The 1,282-nt window shown below is 36.7% G+C and carries 1 protein-coding gene; it reads left to right on the top strand.

All coding sequences use genetic code 11. The features are described 5' to 3' along the window. The first annotated feature begins 581 nt into the window (after window positions 1–581). Window positions 582–941, top strand: a complete 360-nt coding sequence (locus ACFIKE_RS10760) for a helix-turn-helix domain-containing protein (RefSeq protein ID WP_375649896.1) — start codon at window positions 582–584, stop codon at window positions 939–941. Window positions 942–1,282: the final 341 nt, after the last annotated feature.

Genomic DNA, 1,282 nt, shown 5'->3' with positions numbered 1-1,282 from the left:
AATGGGCGCTAACATTGAGAAATATCTTCTTAAAACAAACATGTGAATATACAACAACCAAATCTATTCTGTTTTGATTTTATTTTGCATGAGGGCTCTTTACTCATAAAAGCTTTCCCCTATCATCATGATATCTCAGACGCATCAAAACAAGCCATTTTGGTTATTGGTTAAGAACAGCACCATAGGCGGTGCCTTGAGCTTAAAAACCAAGGTTTACCTTTGTAAAAAGCGAATCTGAAAACGTGAGTTTAGTAAGCAAACCTTAAAAGTTTGAAAGGCAAACAACCTCCTATTTAAAAAAATCTATCCGTCTCAAGAAAAACTATTTTTATTGTCAATCTTCTAAAATTACTTTACTAATTAGAAAATGTTTTGGTCGTATACGCAACGATTAATAGGGCCTTGAAAACCCGAAACCCTAGCGTAAAAATAAACCCAGTGTGTGGGTATCTCGGAATTCCGGGAGATTTTTCTATGTCCAGGTGCTCCAAGCACTAAAAGCAGAATGCTGACTAGGGTTCAGTGTTTTCAAGCTCCCAGAATACCAATGCGAGAGCGCTCGCAACCGGAGGGGGCAAATGCAAACTCAAAATCTTAATGTTGATCTTTTTGTAGGCAAAAAAATTCGCTTTAGGCGAAAAATGCTCAAAATGTCTCAAAAAACATTAGGGCATCATTTAGGTATCACTTTCCAACAAATCCAAAAGTATGAAAAAGGCTTAAATCGCGTGAGCGCAGGACGTTTAAAGGAAATCTCCGATATATTAGATGTCCCTATTGCCTTTTTTTACGCTGATATCATCACAAAAAAACACATCCCGTATCATCATGATGAAATTGTAGCGAGCAAAGAGGAATATTTGCTTTTAAAAAGTTTTAGAATTCTTACATCTGTCAAACAAAAAGCAATTTTAAAATTAATTTCTGATCAAAATTAAAACCTTTAAAAACATGGGTATAGGGTGCTACACGCTCTGTTCTTGGCTTCCTTCTCACACATCAAAGGATGCAAATCCCTCCTCAAACTGGTTGATACACAATCCAACTTCTCAAAAACAGCTCCCTTTCGGCTTCACATTTCATATGGTTCCTTTCACAAAATTATACAAGAAAGCCCTCTCTTGAATATTCACTACACTCTCTTATCAAAACACCCCATGCATAAAGTTTTTATGCCTTACACCACACCTCAAACGATGATGTTTTTACAGCACAACAGAATAAGCATTCATGCGGATTTTAAAAAATTAGCCCCTTCTTCGCTGTGGACGCTCCATTT

Source organism: Bartonella sp. MU70NMGDW (assembly GCF_042194085.1).
Lineage (GTDB): Bacteria > Pseudomonadota > Alphaproteobacteria > Rhizobiales > Rhizobiaceae > Bartonella > Bartonella grahamii.
This window is presented reverse-complemented; position numbering and strand designations above follow the sequence as displayed.

Coding starts and splice junctions, on each gene's coding strand:
- ACFIKE_RS10760 (WP_375649896.1), top strand. CDS start 582: ATGCAAACTCAAAATCTTAATGTTGATCTTTTTGTAGGCAAAAAAATT.